We start from the raw sequence: 17,050 nt of genomic DNA on the forward strand, positions 1-17,050 counted from the left end.
ATCCGGACACGGGTTGCGGGACGTCGATCATTTGACGTAATTTCCTGCCCAGGTCATGAGTGACAGTCATGAGGCCCCGGCCGACTGTCCGGCAACCCTCCGTCCGTGGCGGGGTGCCCCGGGTGAAGACCAGGCCGTGAGCAGCAAGGCTCACGGCAAGCGCGGACCCCTCGCGATACACCAGGGGTCCTGGGTCGATCGAGGGAGTCTTCCGTGAGCAAGCGAATGCGATAGGGCCGCAGAGCCCCGCCTCCGCACACCTTCTTCTCTTCTCGCCCACCCCTCACGGGAGTTCCGTCATGTCTGTCTCCACCGCTGCCCTCGACCGATCAGTTTGTACTCCGCTGCCCGTTCTCGGCCGGGATGTCACCGTCCCGCTCGTCACCGGCGGCGAGGTCACCTACGCCGCGCTCGACTACGCGGCCAGCGCCCCCGCCCTCCAGCGCGTCTGGGACGACGTGGCGGCGTACGCGCCGTACTACGGCAGCGTGCACCGCGGCGCCGGCTACCTCTCCCAGCTGTCCACCGACCTCTTCGAGAACGCCCGCGCCACGGTGGCCGAGTTCCTCGACTGCCGCGCCGACGACCAGCTGGTCTTCACCCGCTCCACCACCGACTCGCTCAACCTGCTCGCCGCCGCGCTCCCCGCCGAGTGCCAGGTCTTCGTCTTCGAGACCGAGCACCACGCCTCCCTGCTGCCGTGGCAGAACGCCCACGTCAGCTACCTCAATGCGCCGCGCACCCCGCGCCAGGCCGTCGAGACCCTGGAGCGCGCCCTCGCCGACCGGACTGCATCCATTCAAGGGGGCGACGACCCGGCCCTGGTCTGTGTCACCGGCGCCTCGAACGTCACCGGCGAGCTGTGGCCCGTACGAGAGCTGGCGGCCGTGGCGCACGCGCACGGCGCGCGGATCGTCCTGGACGCCGCCCAGCTGGCCCCGCACCACCCGGTCTCCGTGCAGGACCTCGACGTCGACTGGGTCGCGTTCTCCGGGCACAAGCTGTACGCCCCCTTCGGCTCCGGCGTCCTGGCCGGCCGGGCCGACTGGCTGCGTGCGGCCGAGCCGTATCTCGCGGGCGGCGGCGCCAGCCGGAAGGTCACCCGGCGCACGGACGGGGGAGTGGACGTGGAGTGGCACGACACGGCCGCCCGGCACGAGGCGGGCTCCCCGAACGTCATCGGCGCCTACTCCATCGCCTCCGCCTGCAAGGCCCTGACGGAGGCGGGCTTCGACACCCTGGTGGCCCGTGAACAGCAGCTGATCGCGCAGGTCAGGGAAGGCCTCGCCGAGGTCCCGGAAGTGCGCGTCCTCTCCCTCTTCGGCGACGACGCCCCCCGCGTCGGCGTCCTCTCCTTCGTCGTCGACGGCTGGAACAGCTCGCACTTCGCCGCCGCCCTCTCCGCCGAGTACGGCATCGGCGTCCGCGACGGCCTGTTCTGCGCCCACCCGCTGGTCCGCACCCTGCTCGGCAGCGACCCGCAGACCCAGGGCGAGTGCGGCGCCCCCGAGGCCGCGCCCGGCGAGAAGTCCCTCAACGCCATCCGGGTTAGCTTCGGCGCGGGCACGCCGGACGAGCATGTCGAGCGTTTCTTGACGGCCGTCAAGGAGCTCGTGCGGGACGGTGCCCAGTGGAACTACCGTACGGAGGAGGGGCGTTGCGTTCCCGACACCTCCGCGTGAACCGGTAGCCGGGCGCCCAGCAGGATCATTCTCAGCGCGCGCTCGGTGGGTCGGTGAGCAGTTCCGAAGCCCGCACCAGCGCCTCGGCCAGAGCCATCGGCGCCGGCAGGATCCCGCTGCACGCGTCCACGCCCGGCACCTCGTGCGCGCCCTCCCCGAGGGTGCCCGCCAGCGCGAGCACCGGGCGTCCGTGCAGCTTGGCCCGCCGCGCCACCTTGGCGGGGACCTTCCCGCGCGGCGTCTGGTGGTCCAGGGCGCCCTCGGCGGTGACCACCAGGTCGGCGCGGGCCAGCCGGGCGTCCAGGTCGAGGTGGTCGAGCAGGACGTCGAAGCGGGGCAGCAGACGGGCGCCGAGGGCGGCGAGACCGGCGCCCAGGCCACCGGAGGCGCCGGTGCCGGGACCGCCGTACAGATCGGTGCCGGTGACGGCCAGGTCGCGGGTGGGGACCTCGGCCCAGTTCTCCAGGCCGGCCGACAACTCCTCCACCTGCGCGGGCGTCGCCCCCTTCTGCGGTCCGAAGACACGGGCCACGCCCCGCTCTCCGCACAGCACGTTGTACGGGTTGCAGGCGACGAGCAGCTCGACCTGTCGCAGGCGCGGGTCGAGGCCGGACCCGTCGATCCGGCGCAGGCGGCTCAACTCACGGCCACCGTGGGGGAGTTCGAGCCCGTCCGCGTCCAGCAGCCGGGCCCCGAGCGCCTGCAGCGCGCCCGCGCCCCCGTCCGACGTACCTGAGTCGCCGCAGCCGACCAGGATCCGCCGTACGCCGGTGTCGAGCGCGGCGCGGATCAGCTCGCCGACGCCGTACGTCGTGGTGGCGCCCGGGTCGCGCAGGGCGCCGGGGACGAGGGAGAGGCCGGCCACCGCGGCCATTTCCACGACCGCCGTGTCCCCGGAGCCGAGCAGCGCGAAGTGGGTGCCGAGGGTTTCGCCCACCGGGCCCGTGGCGGGCAGCGCGACGAGCCGCCCCCCGGTCGCGGCGGCCAGCGCGGCCGCGGTCCCCTCGCCGCCGTCCACCAGGGGGATGAGGTCGAGGCCGACGTCCGGGAGCACCCGCTGGACACCGTCCGCGATGGCGTCGGCGGCGGCCTGAGCGGACAGGGACTCCTTGAAACCGCTGGGCGCTACGACGACTCGGGTCAGCATGGGATCTCCTAAGCGTCTTGGGGAATTCGGGTGCGGAACCGCGCCCCGCAAGGGGCGCGGGGCTGTATTGGATTTGCGGCTGCCGCCGCGCGAGCGCGACCAGCCCCCACCGGCCCGCGGCGAACGAACCGCATATCCAGCGGAGCGCCTAGCGGGTGAGCGGGACGCCGAGCAGTGGCCATGCCGCGACGGCGAAGAGCAGGACGAGCGCTGCCGTCAGGGGTGCCAGGACGGCGGACAGACGTAGCAGGTCGCGGGGTGTGTAGGTGGGGGTGCCGGGGATCTCCGCGAAGAGCGTGACCGGCTTGGCCGAGGCCCGGAGCGTGTGGCAGAAGCCCGCGGCGGCGGTGGACGCCAGCGCGGCGGCGACCGGGTTGACCCCGGCGCCGACGGAGGCCGCCACGACCAGCGGGACCAGCACCGACGAACGGGCCGAGCGTGACTGGAGGACCAGGTGCGCGGCCGTGCTGACCGCGATCACGACCGCCAGGAAGACGGTCGGGGTGACCCCCGCGGGCAGCCCCGAGACCAGCCACTTCGCCGCGCCCGAGTCGGTGAGCGCGACGCCCATCGCCATGGTCGCCGCCATGAACAGCAGCAGTGACCACGGCACCGTCTTCAGGGCGTCCTTCAGGCGTACGGTGCCCAGCGCGGGCGAGGCCGCCACGATCGCGCCGATCAGCGCGACGACCGCGGGCGGCACCCGGTGCAGCGGCTCACAGCACCACAGCACCACAGCAGCACGACCGTGCCGAGCAGCAGCGCGCACCGCGTCTCGGCCTGTGTCCAGGGACCGGTGACCGGGGTGTCGGTGTGCCGCTGGATCTCTTCGGCGGTGATGTGCACGGGCCCCCGGCGGTCCGTGCGGCGGGTGGTCGTCAGCAGGACGGCCTCCGCGGCCAGGTGGGAGGAGGCCACGGCCAGCGGCAGCCCCAGCAGCCACTCGGTGAACCCGATCCGCTCGCCGGCCGCCTCCCACAGCACCGACACGGTGATCAGATGTGCGCCGGCCCCGATCAGTGTCGCCACCGCCGACAGAAGGATCACGGTCGGGAACAGCAGCGCCAGCATCACGACCAGTCGTTTCCGGTCGGCGAGCGCCTTGGCGAGGGCGAGGAAGACCGGGAGCGCGAGCGCCGCCCGGCCCGAGGTCGCCGGTACCGCGAACGCCGTGACCACCAGCGCGGCCGTCGTCAGATGCACCAGCTGCCTCACCGTGCGGGCCCCGCCCACCAGGAACGCCGCCGCCCGCCCGGCGAGCCCGGTCCGGGCCACCGCCGCCGCCAGCACGAAGGCACAGATCAGCAGCCACACCGTGGAGTCGCCGAGGGTGCCGAACAGGGTGTCGCTGCTGATCACCCCGGTGACCGTGAGGGCGAGTCCGGCGCCCAGCGCGATGTACGTGTCGTCGATCGGCGTACCGATCCAGGCGCATGTCGCCAGCGCGAACACGACGAGGGTCAGCCGTGCCTCCCCGCCGAGACCGGGGAAGTTGCCCGGGACCGCGAGCAGCGCGCAGAGGGACAGCGCCACGCACAGGGCGGTGGTGAGGCGGAGGTTCAGGGTCACGTCATCGAGAGTTCACCCGGGCCGTGAGTCTCCGATGAGCCGTGGATGAAGGGAACTTCACGCGGGCAGCCGGTACCCCATGCCCCGGACCGTCTCCAGCCGCTCGGCACCCAGCTTCCTGCGCAGCGTCCGCACATACACGTCCACGATGTTGGAGCCCGGGTCGAAGTCGTAGCCCCACACGTGCGACAGGATCTGCTCACGGGAGAGCACCTGGCGTCCCCCCATGCCCTTAAGGCTATGGGGGAGGGTCGTGGTGGCCACCGAGGCGAGCGCGACCGCCATCACGAACAGCAGCCACAGCAGGATGCGGACTCGGGCGGTGACCCGGCGGGGCGGGCCGTCAGCCGTCGCCGGGCCCGCCGTCCGATCCGTCCTGGCCTCGGTCGTCGTCATCCCCCGAGGGGCTGTCGGTCACCTCGGGCCGCGAGACCACCGCGTCGCTCGGGGTGGGCCCGGGGTGGGCGGGCGGGGCCGAGGGCGAGCCACTGTCCAGCTCCACCTTGGAGGGGACCTTCGGGGACTGCGGGCTGTCGGCGAGAGCGAAACTGGTCGCGGCGATACCGAGGGGGATCACCACAACGGCGGCGAGGGCCGCCAACCGGCGGGAGAAGACCATGGGCCCGATCCTGAGTGTTTCTCCCGGCGGCCCGGATGAGTCCAGGATGAAGAACTCTTCATCCTGGAAGGCGCGGGACCCTCAGTTGTCGAGCCCGATCGCGAACGCCGCCTCCAGGTCGTGCTGGGAGTACGTCCGGAACGCCACGTGCGTGTCAGTGCCCTCCACGCCGGGGATCTTGCTGATGCGGCCCGGGATGACGTCGGCCAGGTCCTCGTGCTCCTTCACCCGGACCATGGCGATCAGGTCGTAGGTGCCGGTGACGGAGAAGACCTCGCTGACGGAGTCCAGGGCAGCGATCGACTCCGCGATCTCGGGGATCCGGTCCACGCTGGTCTTGATGAGCACGATCGCGGTGATCACGGCTGTTTCTCTCCCTCGGGGCGGGCGTCGCTGCGGTGCGCCTCACTCTAGTCGCCCGCCCGTCGCCCACCACCGCCCTTCTAAGGCCGCGCTACGCGCCTTCTATTTTCCTGAATCGGGCCCACGCGTAACAGAGGCCCAGGCCGAAGCCGGTCAGATGGGCCAGGTAGGCCACGCTCGGGCCGTGGGAGGCGCGGGCCGCCGCCAGCCATTGCAGCGCCGCCCAGAAGGGCAGGACGACCCAGGCCGGGAAGCGCAGCGGGAGGAAGAAGAGAAACGGAAGGAGACTGGTCACGCGGGCTCCGGGGAACAGGTACAGGAACGCACCGAGGACCGCCGAGATAGCCCCGGACGCACCGACCAGGGACTGCTCGGAGTCGGCGTTGGCAGCCGCGTAGGCCAGTAGGGCCAGATAGCCGCAGCCGACGTAGAAGAGGGTGAACTGCATGCGGCCCATCCGTTCCTCGGTCATCGCTCCGAAGACGTAGAGGAAGAGCATGTTGCCCAGCAGATGCACCCAGCTGCCGTGGACGAACAGGGCCGTGGCCGGAGTGAGGGCGGCCCGCGGGGAGCCCTCGAACAGCTCTGCGGGGACCACCCCCCATTGACGGAAGTAGTCCCGCTGGGCGGCGAGCAGCGTGTCGCCGGAGCCGTACGCCGGATTGAGCCCTGCCGCCGGGCCGGCCAGGAAGAGCAGACAGCAGGCGGCGATCAGGGTGTACGTCATCGGGGCCGACGGGATCCGGATGGCCTTGACCGCCGATGCGCTCCAGTTGCCGATCATGACCCCAGAGCATGACGTAACGGGACTCAGCGGCACAGACCGCCTCGCCGCCGGACCGGCCGGTGGACGGACGGGCGTCGAGTACGCGCCAGGCCGTAGGGTTACGAGCCACACGCATCAGGGAAGCTGGCGTGACACGGACACTAGAAGGAAAGCGAACAGTCACGATGACGGTTCCCCTGCCGACCGCCTCCACGCGGTGGCGCTGCACCCTCTGCGGCAACCTCACGCGCTTCGATGTGACCCGCTCGTCGAAGGTCGTCGAGTACGTCCACCTCGATCTTGCCGGGGAGCCGAAGGTGGAGGAGCGCGAAGTGGTCAGTGAGACGATCGAATCGGTGCGCTGTCGCTGGTGCAACGCGGTGGACCAGGTGGAACTCGTGGACAGGCCGGGCGCCGGCTCCTGACGGGAGAGCGGCCCCCGCACAGCTGATGGGGTGTGACGGATGGTGGAGAGCGAAAGCGGGGGGCCGGGCGACGGCGCCGCTGAGGTGCTCGACCGTCCGCTGCCCGACGGAGTGCGCCGCCGGGTCGTGCAGATCGTCTCGGACGGCTTCGGTGGGCTGACCGTCGCCGAACTGCCCGCACAGCTGCGACAGTACGCCCGGTTCGCCCCCAACCGCCGGGCCAAGTTCGCCGGCAACGCGATGGCGGCCGCCCTGGAGACCGATCCGCTGTTCCGGCAGCGCATCGGCGAGAAGTTCAGAGAGACGCAGCCGGAGCTGTCCGGCGCCCTCGACTCAGGCTCGCCGCCCCCGGCCGCGGACCCGCTCGACGTGGCGGCCGCGGCCTATGTACTGCGTCCCACCGGCTGGGTGAAGCTGGTGACCGCGGCCGGCGAGGAGGCCCAGCGCGCCGACGCCGAGCGGGCCGACGAGGAGAACCGCGCCGAACTGGAGCGGCTGCGCACCGAACTCGACCGGGCCCGTGAGCAGACCCGGGCCGAGACCGAGCGGCTGCGCACCGAGCTGGACTCGGCGAAGAAGGAAGCCGACTCGCTGCACCGCAAGCTGCGCGCCGCCCTCAGTGACGTCAAGCGGGGCGAGGCGGCGCTGCGCAAGGTGCACGGCGAGATGGAGGCCGTACGCGCGGAGACACAGGCGCAGGTGTCCGCCGCGGAGAGCGAGAGCCGGCGGCTCAAGGCGCGGCTCGGGGAGGCGGAGGCCACCCTGGAGGCCACGCGCAGGGCGGCCAGGGAGGGCCGCAGCGTCGAGGACATGCGGGTACGGCTGCTGCTGGACACCGTGCTCGACGCGGCCCAAGGGCTGCGGCGGGAGCTGGCGTTGCCGCCGGTGTCGGTACGTCCGGCCGAGACCGTGGATGCGGTCGAACCGGGACGAATGACGCCGAAAGACATCGCGGCGCGGGCGTTGTCCGAAAACGACCCCGCGATCCTCGACCAGCTGCTGGCGCTGCCGCAGGCGCATCTGGTCGTCGACGGCTACAACGTCACCAAGACCGGCTATCCCCAAATGCCCCTGGAGAAGCAGCGGTTGAGGCTGCTCGGGCAGCTCTCGCAACTCGCCGCGCAGACCGGCGCCGAGGTGACGTGTGTCTTCGACGGGGCCGAGCTGGCCGCGCCGGTGTTGCTCGCGCCGCCGCGCGGGGTGCGGGTGCTGTTCTCCAAACCGGGCGTCACCGCCGACGAATTGATCCGCCAGCTGGTGCGCGCAGAGCCGCCGGGGCGTCCGGTCATCGTCGCCTCGACCGACCGCGAGGTGGCCGACGGGATCGCGAAGGCGGGCGCCCGACCCGTGGCGTCTGCGGTGCTTCTCAAGCGACTGTCCTGAAGGTCAACGTACAGACTCAATGCCCGAATTGGCGGATCTGTCACGCAACGTAGTGTCAATCGTGCATCACCGCATGTGAGTTGCGGGTAAAGAATGCGGTCCGTAACCGGGATTTTTCGCCCAGGGATTTGATCTGATCACAGCTGTGTCACTAGGGTCTGGCTCGAACCTCCGAGCGGGTGATCACTCTCAAGAAGGAGTTCGCCTCCGTGGCGTCCCATCGTCGACTCAAGCAGCCCAGTCGCACGCGCGTTACCGTGCTGACCACCGCGGCCGCTGCCGCCGTAGCCCTCAGCTCGCAGGCCGCCAATGCCGCGCCGAGCGACAAGCCGAGCAAGGACGAGGTCAAGGCCAAGGTCGACAAGCTCTACGAGGAGGCCGAGCAGGCCACCGAGAAGTACAACGGGGCCAAGGAGAAGCAGGAGAAGCTCCAGAAGGAGATCTCCACCATCCAGGACAACGTGGCCCGCGGTCAGGCAGACCTCAACGAGCTGCGTGACTCCATGGGGCTCGCGGCCGCGGCCCAGTACCGCACCGGCTCCATCGACTCCTCCCTCCAGCTCTTCCTGTCGTCGAATCCGGACGACTACCTGGACAAGGCGTCCACCGCCGACCAGCTCAGCTCCCAGCAGGTCGAGCAGCTGAAGAAGATCCAGGACAAGCAGCGCGAACTCGCCCAGGACCGCGCCGAGGCGTCCGACAAGCTCAAGGACCTCGCCTCCACCCGCACCGAGCTGGGCAGCAAGAAGAAGGAAGTCCAGGGCAAGCTCGCCGAGGCGCAGAAGCTGCTCAACTCCCTGACCGCCGCCGAGAAGGCCGCCCTCGCCGCCGCGGACGACCGCGCCAGCCGCTCCGCCTCCGAGCGCGTGGACCTCGGCAACGCCGCCCCCGCCTCCGGCCGGGCCATGGCCGCCTTCCAGGCCGCCCAGTCCAAGATCGGCTCGCCCTACGTCTACGGCGCCTCCGGCCCGTCCTCCTTCGACTGCTCGGGCCTGACCTCCTGGGCCTTCGCCCAGGCCGGCGTCGGCATACCGCGCATCTCGCAGGACCAGGCCAACGCCGGCACGCGCATCTACTCGCAGAGCGACCTCAAGGTCGGCGACCTGGTCATCTTCTACGGCGACCTGCACCACGTCGGCTTCTACGCGGGCAACGGCCAGATACTGCACGCGCCCCGCACCGGCGCGGTCGTGCGCTACGAGTCGATCAACAACATGCCGTTCCAGTTCGGCGTCCGGATCTGAGCCCTCTTCCGGCCCAACAAGATCAGGACACCGTGCCGCCCGTTCGGGCGAATCACCACCACCGCGCCTGACCCCGCGCCCCGCCCATGACCTGCGTCTGAGGCGGGGCGTCACTTTGTGTGTCCGCGAAGGTCTTTGGCCGTCACCCCACCACGGGGCTACTGTCTGCCGCGCTTCCCCCTGCCGGGGAAGGTCCTTGTCCGCCAGCGGAAGGAATGCGGCTTCCTGTGGGGTCTCATCGTCGCCTTGCACCGACCGGGTTCGACCGTGGCGCCAGTGCCGCGGTCTGTGTGCTGTCCGCCGCCGCCGCGGCCCTGGGCGTGATTCCGGCGGAAGCCACGCCGTACGACGACACCCGTGCCGAGGTGGACCGCCTCTACGGGGAGGCCGAGAAGGCCACCGAGGCCTACAACAAGGCCGACGAGCGCGCCGACAAGCTGCGCAGGCAGGTCACCGGCGCCCAGGACCGGATCGCCCGGCAGCAGGAGAGCATCAACACCATGCGGGAGGCGCTCGGTTCGCTGGCCGGCGCCCAGTACCGCTCCGGCGGCATCGATCCCTCCCTCGCCCTGCTGTTCTCCGACGACCCGGAGGACTACCTCGACAAGGCGTCCGTTCTCGACCGGATCACCGCCCACCAGGCGGGCGAGCTGAAGGAACTCCAGGACGCGATGCGCGTCCTCGGCCGGGAGCGCGCCGAGGCGACCCGGAAACTCGCCGAGCTGGAGAAGAGCCGCAAGGCCGTCGCCGCGCACAAGAAGACCGTCGAGCGCAAGCTGGCCAAGGCGCGGCAGCTGCTCAACTCGCTGCCGGACGCCGAGCGCGCCGCCTACGACCGCGCCTCCCGCTCCGGCCGCTCCGACCTGCCCGACCTCGGCGGCGCCGTCCCGCCCTCGGGCCGCGCGGCAGCGGCCGTCGCCGCCGCCATGTCCGCGGTGGGCAGGCCGTACGTCTGGGGCGCCAACGGCCCCACCGGTTTCGACTGCTCGGGCCTGATGCAGTGGTCGTACGCGCAGGCCGGAGTCGCCCTGCCACGCACCTCGCAGGCCCAGGCCGGATCGGGCACCCGGGTCCCGCTGTCCGAGGCGCAACCCGGAGACCTCGTCACCTACCACGACGCCTCCCACATCGGGATGTACATGGGCAACGGCCAGGTGATCCACGCCCCGTACCCCGGCGCACCCGTGCGCTACGACCCGGTCGGGATGATGCCGGTCAACTCGGTCACGAGGATCTGACGGAGCCGTTCACCGGGCCGCTCACCGGGTCGTTCACCGGGTCCTGACCCGTACTCGACAGCCCCGTACGATCGGAGTCGTGGCTGGTCGAGGGCGGGCGTCAAGATCTCTGGGCGGTTCGGCAGCGCCCCAAAGGGGCGCGGGGAACTGCGCGACCAGCCACGACGTGCCCGCAGAGGATCGACGGCCCATCGCGGCCCCGCGGCGGAGCCGCAGATCGGCACAGCCCGCGGAGCGCCTCGTTGCGCTGTGTCTGCTGCTCGTCGCTCTGGTGTCGTGCGGGGGCGGACCGGCGGCCGACAGGACCGAGGACGAGGTGCAGCGGGTTCTCGACATACGGGCCACGGCGATACTCGGCCGGGACCAGGCGGCCTTCCTGCGTACGGGGGCGCCGGGCTGGTTCGGGAATCTGCGGGAGGTGCCTCTCGCCGACTGGTCGTACCGGGTCACGAAGGTGCGGGACTCGGGCGGCACGGCGACCGCCGAGGCCGAGCTGCGCTACCGCGTCGAGGGGTACGACAAGGCGCCCATCACCGTCGGCCGCACGCTCACTCTCAGCCTGGACGACGAGGGGGAGTGGTACGTCGACGCGGAGCGGCCGGAGCAGAAGTCCGCCGAGCAGCTGTGGGACCAGGGCGCGGTGAGCGTCGTCCAGGGGGAGCGGAGCCTGGTGATGGGGGTCGGGCAGTCGCGGGAGCGGCTGAGCGATTTCGCCGGGCTCGCGGACCGGGCGGTGCCCGCGGTGTCGGAGGCGTGGGGCACGGACTGGTCCCGGCACGTCATCGTGCTCGTACCGAAGTCCCTGGAGGGCATGGCGCGGCTGCTGGGCTCGCCCGCCTCCTCGTACCGGGGGATCGCCGCGGTCACCACCGGCGAGACCGGCGCCCCGGCGACGGCGCCCGCGGACCGGGTGATCGTCAACCCCGACGCGTACGGCGTCCTCGGCGACACCGGCAAGCAGGTCGTGCTCACCCACGAGACCACCCATGTCGCCACCCGCACCCACACCAGCCCCGCGACCCCGCTCTGGCTGTCCGAGGGGTTCGCCGACTGGGTCGGCTACCGGGGCTCCGGGCGCACACCGGCCGAGGCCGCGCCCGAGCTGGAGCGTGCGGTGACCTCGGGGGAGGTGCCGGACGCGCTGCCCGAGGACGCGGACTTCGGCTTCTCCGGCGACGCGTCCCGGCTCGCGCGCGCCTACGAGAGCGGCTGGACCGCCTGCCGGCTGATCGCGGACCGCTGGGGCGAGGTGCGGCTCGGCGAGTTCTACCGCGCCGTCGGCGCCCACCCGGAGCGGGCGGGCGCCGTCGAGGACGCGATGAAGAAGGTGCTCGGGACGACACCGGCGGACTTCACCGAGCAGTGGCGGGAGTATCTGCGGGCCCAGTTCGGCTGACGGCGGGCTCGACCGGTCGCCGTGGGCAAGCCCGTCCCGCACGAGTTCAGTCGGTGTGAAGAATTCGGAAGCGATCGGGTTCCGCTGACGCCGGGCTCGGCCGGGTCGCCGTCGGCACGCTCGTCCCGCAACGGGTTCAGCCCGAGCGAAGGACCCGGAAGCGGTCGGGCTCCGCCGGATCCCGGTCGACGACCTGGACCGGCGCCGAAGCCCACTGCCAGACGCTGATGCCCGGCACGCGGGAGAACCGGATCCTCCCCCGGGTGCCGTCGACCGCGACGCGCGGCCAGGATGCGGCGGTGCGTGCCCGGTCCGTGCCGTGCGACCGCAGCACATCGGCGAGGACGGCGATGGTGTCGTAGCCCTCGAAGGCGACGAACGAGGGCGCTTCGGCCAGCCGCTCGCGCAGGGCCGTCTCGACCCGTGTGCCGAGTGGGGTGAGGCGCTCGGGCAGGTAGCGCAGGAACGGGACCGCGGCGCCGTCGTCGCCCAGCAGCGCCGCCCACTCGGCGGACTCCGGCTGCCCGGCCGGAGCACCGATCAGGACCTCGGCGAGGCGCTGGTCGCGGCGGACGGACCGGACGATCGACACGGACGGTTCCGGGTGGCCGGCCAGCAGGAGGAGGGCGGTCGCGCGGTGGCCGACGAGTTCGTCGCACACGGCGGCGGGGGTGAGCGCGCTCATGTCGAGTTCGACGAGAGTGCCGCCGCGTGACGCGAGGTGGTCCCGCAGAACGCGGGTCCCGGCAGCCCAGTACACGCTCGGCTGGGCCGCTACGGCGATGCGGCTGTGGCCCGCGCCGAGGAGGAAGTCCGCGTACAGCCGCCAGCCGCGGGACTGCGGCGGGGGGAGACGCGCGACCCATTGCGTCGGCTGCTCGGTGAGCGCGTCGAGAACCGCCGACGAGCAGAGGAACGGCAGACCGAGGGCGTCGGCCCGGGCGGCAGCGGCGCGGGCGACGACGCTGTGATACTCGCCCGCCACCGCGGCCACGCCCAGGCCGGCCAGCTCGTCCACGGCTGCCGTGGCCCGCTGCGGATCGGCCGCGGTGTCCCGGACCACCAGCTCCAGCGGACATCCGTCGATCCCGCCGGCCTCATTGACTTCGGACACGGCCAGCTCGAGTCCGGCGAGCAGATGCCGGCCCGCCTCGGTCCAGCCGGGCCGGGTCAGCGGAACGAGCGCGCCGATCCGGACGGATGCCCCGTCGGTCCGTGGCGTATTCATGTCTGGGCGTCTCCCCTGTGCTGGTGCGGTTGCCGTCCGCCGGTCAGCTCGACGTGCCGGCGAACATGCCGGGCTTGTACGAGCCTCCCGGATTGTGCACGACCACGTTCATCCGGGTGGCCGCATTGATCAGGGAGACCAGGCAGACCAGCGCCCCGACCTGGTCGTCGTCGTAGTGCCTGCGCACCTCGGCCCAGGTCTCGCCGGACACGCCGTGATCGCCGAGCCGGGTGCCCTCCTCGGCGGCCGCGGCCTCCTTGGTGTGGATGTCGACGCAGAAGCCGCAGCCGTTGAGCTGGCCGACCCGCAGCTCCACCAGCTCCCGCAGTGCCTTCGGCAGTGACGACCCTTCCAGGGCCAACGAGGTGTTGTAGAACCGCTTGGCGACCTTCGCGGCGGTCGGGCTGTCGAACAGGTTGAAACGGGGTTCCATGACGTCGTCCTCACTCGTGGTGTCGGGTGCTGCCGTGCTGGACGAACACAAGATGCCGACGGCCCGGCGATGTGGCGTGCGTCACCGGTTGTCGGTGTCACAGGGCGGTGGGGACCGGCGTCTCGTGTACGGCGCATTCGCGAGCGAACGGCAGGAGGCGGCGATGAACGACCGTATGGACAGCGTGACCCAGGCATTCGTCACCCACCGCAACCTGCTGTTCACCGTCGCCTACGAGATGCTCGGCTCCGCCGCCGACGCCGAGGACGTCCTCCAGGAGACCTGGCTGCGGTGGGCGGGCGTCGATCAGAGCACCGTGCGGGACCAGCGCGCGCACCTGGTCCGGATCACCACCCGGCAGGCGCTGAGCCATCTGCGGACGCTCGGCCGGCGCAAGGAGTCCTACGTCGGCCCCTGGCTGCCCGAGCCGCTGCTGACCGCGCCAGACGTGGCCGAAGACGTCGAGCTGGCCGACAGCGTCTCGATGGCGATGCTGCTGGTACTGGAGACGCTTGCGCCGACCGAGCGGGCGGTGTTCGTGCTGCGCGAGGTGTTCGACCTCGGATACGACGAGATCGCCGAGGTGTCACCGGGCACGGGCCCACGTCGTCGAGCGCCGACCGCCCGGGGTCGCTTCCGCCGCCGAGACCCGCCGTACCGTCGAGGCGTTCCGGCGGGCGGTCGACGGGCGATCTGCAGCGCCTGCCAATTGCTCCGCTGGCTGGTCCGTATGCGGCTCCGTTGCGGGCCCTGAGGTGTTGTCGGTCCGCTGCGGCGCCGTCGTGGCTGGTCGCGCCCACGCGGCGGAGCCGCATATCGATACAGCCCCGCGCCCCTTCGGGGCGCTGCCGAACCGCAGCCGACTTCACCGACCTGCTTGGACATCCTCGCGCCGGACGCGTCCTGCTGACCGACGACGGCCTCATCACCGGGCTCTACGCCGTGCGCAACCCCGAGAAGCTGGCGCATCTGGAGCGGGAGACCACCTTGCGCCGCTGAGCTGCCCATGGGTCACGACGGGACCGAGGTCTCCTTGTTGCGGGTGGCCTGAGCGGGCAGGGGCAGCGCGTCGGCGCCTGAGACGGACGACCGCCACAGCTCGCGGGCCGCCATGACGGTGGCGAGCACCAGCAGGCCGTTGCGGACGAACAGCAGGGTGACGCCGAGGGAGTCGCTCGCCACGACATGTGCGAAGAAGACCGGGAACTCCAGCACCGTCACGAAGGACGCCGCCAGGACCAGCCCGGCGGGCACCCGCATCGGACTGGCGCGGAAGCAGAGACAGACGGCTGCCAGGCCCACCAGCCACACCAGGTACTGGGGGCTGATCACCCGGCTCGTCGTCGTGAACATCAGCACCGCCACGAACGCGGCGTCGGCGAGCGTGTGCGTCACGAACCGCCCGGCCAGCAGCCGCCACAGCAGCAGCCAGCCGAAGGCGAGCCCGGTCAGGGCCAGGGCAGCGGTGCTGACGAGGCTCACGTACGGGCCGAGGAATTCGACCGAGCCGTAGTTGAGCAGTACCTCCCCGCTCCAGCCGAACTGCCGGGCCACATGGAACACCAGGGAGCCCAGCGACTCGACCTCGGTGCCACGGTCCCGCTGGAAGGTCAGGAAGGCGAAGGCGCCGGGCATCATCGCGGCGAAGAGCGCGGCCAGCGCCACGACCGTCACCCCGGCCGCCGCCCAGGCCCGCCGCCTCACCGCGCCGACCAGCAGCAGCACCGGCCACACCTTGAGCATCGCGCCGAACCCCACCAGCGCGCCCATCACCCGCGGATGCCGGGCCCCGGCGAGCAGCGCGGCCACCGCCACGGCCGTGACCATCACGTCGTACCGCGCGTACACGGTCGGTCCGAGCAGCGGGACGCCCGCCACCCACACCCAGGCGCCCCGCAGGGAGCGGCCGGGGCGCAGTCCCGCGTACAGGAGCAGGCCGAGGACGGCCAGGTCGGCGAGGAAGGCGAGGACGAAGAAGGCGCTCATGTAGTCCAGGAAGAACAGCAGCGCGGGGGAGAGGATCGCGAGGGCCGCGGCGGGCGGGTACTGCCAGGTGACGTCGCCGAGCGGGAAGGTGCCGGTGCGCAGCACATCGAACCAGCCCTGGTAGATGACCGACACATCGCTGGTGACGTCCGGGCCCGGGAAGACGAACACCTTGAACACATACAGCAGCAGCACCAGCCGGGTCAGGCCCCAGGTACCGAGCAGCCACATCAGCGACCGCCTCGCGCCCGCACTGTCCACCTGAGCCCCTGTTCGTCCACGTCCGTCCTGGCAGGGCCATGATCCCCCACCCGGCTGTGCGCGGGCCATGAAGCACCGCCACTCGGAGGCGCCCGGTAGGGTCGGCCGCGATGGACAAGACCCTGATCGTCACGAACGACTTCCCGCCCCGGCCCGGCGGTATCCAGGCGTTCCTGCACAACATGGCGCTACGGCTCGACCCGGAACGGCTCGTCGTCTACGCGTCCACCTGGAAGCGCACCCGCGAGGGCATCGAGGCCACCGCCGCCTTCGACGCCGAGCAGCCCTTCACCGTCGTACGCGACCGTACGACGATGCTGCTGCCGACGCCGCAGGTCACCCGGCGTGCGGCCGGGCTGCTGCGGGGGCACGGGTGCACGTCGGTGTGGTTCGGGGCGGCGGCACCGCTCGGACTGATGGCTCCGGCGCTGCGGGCGGCCGGCGCCGAACGGCTGGTGGCGACCACGCACGGCCACGAGGCCGGGTGGGCCCAGCTGCCCGCCGCGCGCCAGCTCCTTCGCCGGATCGGCGAGTCCACCGACACGATCACCTACCTCGGCGAGTACACGCGCTCGAGGATCGCTTCCGCACTGACACCGGCCGCGGCCTCCCGGATGGTGCAACTGCCGCCCGGCGTCGACGAGAAGACCTTCCACCCCGAGTCGGGAGGCGACGCGATCCGCGCCCGCCTCGGCCTGACCGACCGCCCGGTGATCGTCTGCGTCTCCCGCCTGGTCCCGCGCAAGGGCCAGGACACCCTGATCCTCGCCATGCCCAGAATCCTGGCCAAGGAGCCGGAAGCCGTACTCCTCATCGTCGGCGGCGGCCCGTACGAGAACGAACTGCGCAAGCTGGCCGCCGAAACCCGCGTGACCGCCTCCGTACGCTTCACCGGCCCCGTCCCCTGGTCCGAACTGCCCGCCCACTACGGCGCCGGCGACATCTTCGCCATGCCCTGCCGAACCCGCCGCCGCGGCCTCGACGTAGAGGGCCTCGGCATCGTCTACCTCGAAGCCTCCGCAACCGGCCTCCCGGTAGTCGCCGGCGACTCGGGCGGCGCACCGGACGCGGTACTGAACGGCGAAACGGGCTGGATAGTCCGAGGCGGCTCCGTCGAGGAGTCCGCGGACCGGATCACCACGCTCCTGGGAGACGCCGAGCTGCGCCAAAGGATGGGCGAACGGGGCAGGGAATGGGTCGAGGAGAGATGGCGCTGGGACCTGTTGGCGGAGAAGCTCAAAACGCTGCTGTAGTACAGCGCCCCGTCAGGGGCGCGGGGAACTGCGCGACAAGCCACAACGAACCCGCAC

At 71.6% G+C, this 17,050-nt stretch carries 13 protein-coding genes, 4 pseudogenes and 1 riboswitch; of the genes and pseudogenes, 8 read left to right on the forward strand and 9 right to left on the reverse strand.

The window, feature by feature from the left end; translation table 11 throughout:
• Window positions 1–51 precede the first annotated feature (51 nt).
• A riboswitch (SAM riboswitch) is annotated at window positions 52–168 on the forward strand.
• A gap of 131 nt (window positions 169–299) precedes the next feature.
• The gene (locus tag OG828_RS35755) at window positions 300–1,682 is read left to right on the forward strand and encodes an aminotransferase class V-fold PLP-dependent enzyme (RefSeq protein WP_328503511.1); all 1,383 of its coding nucleotides are present in this window, start codon (window positions 300–302) and stop codon (window positions 1,680–1,682) included.
• Here the strand turns inward: OG828_RS35755 and OG828_RS35760 are convergent.
• The 6 genes and pseudogenes from OG828_RS35760 to OG828_RS35785 form a co-directional block, all read right to left on the reverse strand.
• Window positions 1,637–2,829, reverse strand: a pseudogene (locus OG828_RS35760) (glycerate kinase). The gene OG828_RS35755 and the pseudogene OG828_RS35760 overlap by 46 nt on opposite strands.
• Window positions 2,830–2,977: 148 nt before the next feature.
• Window positions 2,978–4,398 (reverse strand): annotated as a pseudogene (locus tag OG828_RS35765) (SLC13 family permease).
• Between the two features lie 57 nt (window positions 4,399–4,455).
• Window positions 4,456–4,614: pseudogene (locus OG828_RS35770) on the reverse strand (winged helix-turn-helix domain-containing protein); the annotation flags it as partial.
• Window positions 4,615–4,741: 127 nt separating this feature from the next.
• On the reverse strand, window positions 4,742–5,017 hold the full coding sequence (locus OG828_RS35775; RefSeq protein WP_328503512.1) for a small secreted hydrophilic protein: 276 nt from the start codon (window positions 5,015–5,017) through the stop codon (window positions 4,742–4,744).
• Between the two features lie 81 nt (window positions 5,018–5,098).
• Window positions 5,099–5,380 (reverse strand): Lrp/AsnC family transcriptional regulator, encoded by a 282-nt coding sequence (locus OG828_RS35780; protein ID WP_210576181.1) that lies wholly within the window; start codon window positions 5,378–5,380, stop codon window positions 5,099–5,101.
• A gap of 91 nt (window positions 5,381–5,471) precedes the next feature.
• Window positions 5,472–6,164 carry a rhomboid family intramembrane serine protease gene (locus OG828_RS35785; protein ID WP_443062460.1) on the reverse strand — a complete coding sequence of 231 codons (693 nt, stop codon included), beginning with the start codon at window positions 6,162–6,164 and terminating at the stop codon, window positions 5,472–5,474.
• 167 nt (window positions 6,165–6,331) lie between these two features.
• Between OG828_RS35785 and OG828_RS35790 the strand changes: the two genes are divergently transcribed.
• From OG828_RS35790 to OG828_RS35810, 5 genes are all read left to right on the forward strand, one after another.
• Window positions 6,332–6,571, forward strand: coding sequence for a hypothetical protein (locus OG828_RS35790; protein ID WP_037719539.1), 240 nt, complete (start codon window positions 6,332–6,334; stop codon window positions 6,569–6,571).
• A 39-nt stretch (window positions 6,572–6,610) separates the two neighbouring features.
• Window positions 6,611–7,954, forward strand: a complete 1,344-nt coding sequence (locus OG828_RS35795; protein WP_328366128.1) for an NYN domain-containing protein — start codon at window positions 6,611–6,613, stop codon at window positions 7,952–7,954.
• Between the two features lie 209 nt (window positions 7,955–8,163).
• Window positions 8,164–9,198, forward strand: a complete 1,035-nt coding sequence (locus OG828_RS35800) for a C40 family peptidase (protein ID WP_328366131.1) — start codon at window positions 8,164–8,166, stop codon at window positions 9,196–9,198.
• Between the two features lie 227 nt (window positions 9,199–9,425).
• A complete protein-coding gene (locus OG828_RS35805; RefSeq protein WP_328366134.1) occupies window positions 9,426–10,436 on the forward strand; it encodes a C40 family peptidase in 1,011 nt (336 codons plus the stop codon).
• A 190-nt stretch (window positions 10,437–10,626) separates the two neighbouring features.
• Complete coding sequence (locus tag OG828_RS35810; RefSeq protein WP_328442537.1) at window positions 10,627–11,832, forward strand: hypothetical protein; 1,206 nt, start codon at window positions 10,627–10,629, stop codon at window positions 11,830–11,832.
• Between the two features lie 136 nt (window positions 11,833–11,968).
• On the opposite strand, the gene OG828_RS35815 is transcribed toward OG828_RS35810, so the two are convergent.
• Window positions 11,969–13,060 carry an ABC transporter substrate-binding protein gene (locus tag OG828_RS35815; protein ID WP_328503513.1) on the reverse strand — a complete coding sequence of 364 codons (1,092 nt, stop codon included), beginning with the start codon at window positions 13,058–13,060 and terminating at the stop codon, window positions 11,969–11,971.
• Window positions 13,061–13,103: 43 nt separating this feature from the next.
• On the reverse strand, window positions 13,104–13,493 hold the full coding sequence (locus OG828_RS35820; protein ID WP_328503514.1) for a carboxymuconolactone decarboxylase family protein: 390 nt from the start codon (window positions 13,491–13,493) through the stop codon (window positions 13,104–13,106).
• A gap of 175 nt (window positions 13,494–13,668) precedes the next feature.
• On the opposite strand from OG828_RS35820, the pseudogene OG828_RS49660 reads away from it, so the two are divergent.
• Window positions 13,669–14,492: pseudogene (locus tag OG828_RS49660) on the forward strand (sigma-70 family RNA polymerase sigma factor).
• A gap of 12 nt (window positions 14,493–14,504) precedes the next feature.
• Here OG828_RS49660 and OG828_RS35830 read toward each other — a convergent pair.
• Window positions 14,505–15,740, reverse strand: coding sequence for a glycosyltransferase 87 family protein (locus OG828_RS35830; protein WP_328503515.1), 1,236 nt, complete (start codon window positions 15,738–15,740; stop codon window positions 14,505–14,507).
• A gap of 110 nt (window positions 15,741–15,850) precedes the next feature.
• Between OG828_RS35830 and OG828_RS35835 the strand changes: the two genes are divergently transcribed.
• Window positions 15,851–16,993, forward strand: coding sequence for a glycosyltransferase family 4 protein (locus tag OG828_RS35835; RefSeq protein ID WP_328503516.1), 1,143 nt, complete (start codon window positions 15,851–15,853; stop codon window positions 16,991–16,993).
• The last annotated feature ends 57 nt before the right edge of the window (window positions 16,994–17,050 follow it).

It is taken from the genome of Streptomyces sp. NBC_00457 (assembly GCF_036014015.1).
In the GTDB taxonomy this organism is placed as follows: domain Bacteria; phylum Actinomycetota; class Actinomycetes; order Streptomycetales; family Streptomycetaceae; genus Streptomyces.

Excerpts from the sequence above, each read along its gene's own strand:
- OG828_RS35755 (WP_328503511.1), top strand. The coding sequence starts at position 300 with ATGTCTGTCTCCACCGCTGCCCTCGACCGATCAGTTTGTACTCCGCTG.
- OG828_RS35775 (WP_328503512.1), bottom strand. The coding sequence starts at position 5,017 with ATGGTCTTCTCCCGCCGGTTGGCGGCCCTCGCCGCCGTTGTGGTGATC.
- OG828_RS35785 (WP_443062460.1), bottom strand. The coding sequence starts at position 6,164 with ATGATCGGCAACTGGAGCGCATCGGCGGTCAAGGCCATCCGGATCCCG.
- OG828_RS35790 (WP_037719539.1), top strand. The coding sequence starts at position 6,332 with ATGACGGTTCCCCTGCCGACCGCCTCCACGCGGTGGCGCTGCACCCTC.
- OG828_RS35795 (WP_328366128.1), top strand. The coding sequence starts at position 6,611 with ATGGTGGAGAGCGAAAGCGGGGGGCCGGGCGACGGCGCCGCTGAGGTG.
- OG828_RS35815 (WP_328503513.1), bottom strand. The coding sequence starts at position 13,060 with ATGAATACGCCACGGACCGACGGGGCATCCGTCCGGATCGGCGCGCTC.
- OG828_RS35820 (WP_328503514.1), bottom strand. The coding sequence starts at position 13,493 with ATGGAACCCCGTTTCAACCTGTTCGACAGCCCGACCGCCGCGAAGGTC.
- OG828_RS35835 (WP_328503516.1), top strand. The coding sequence starts at position 15,851 with ATGGACAAGACCCTGATCGTCACGAACGACTTCCCGCCCCGGCCCGGC.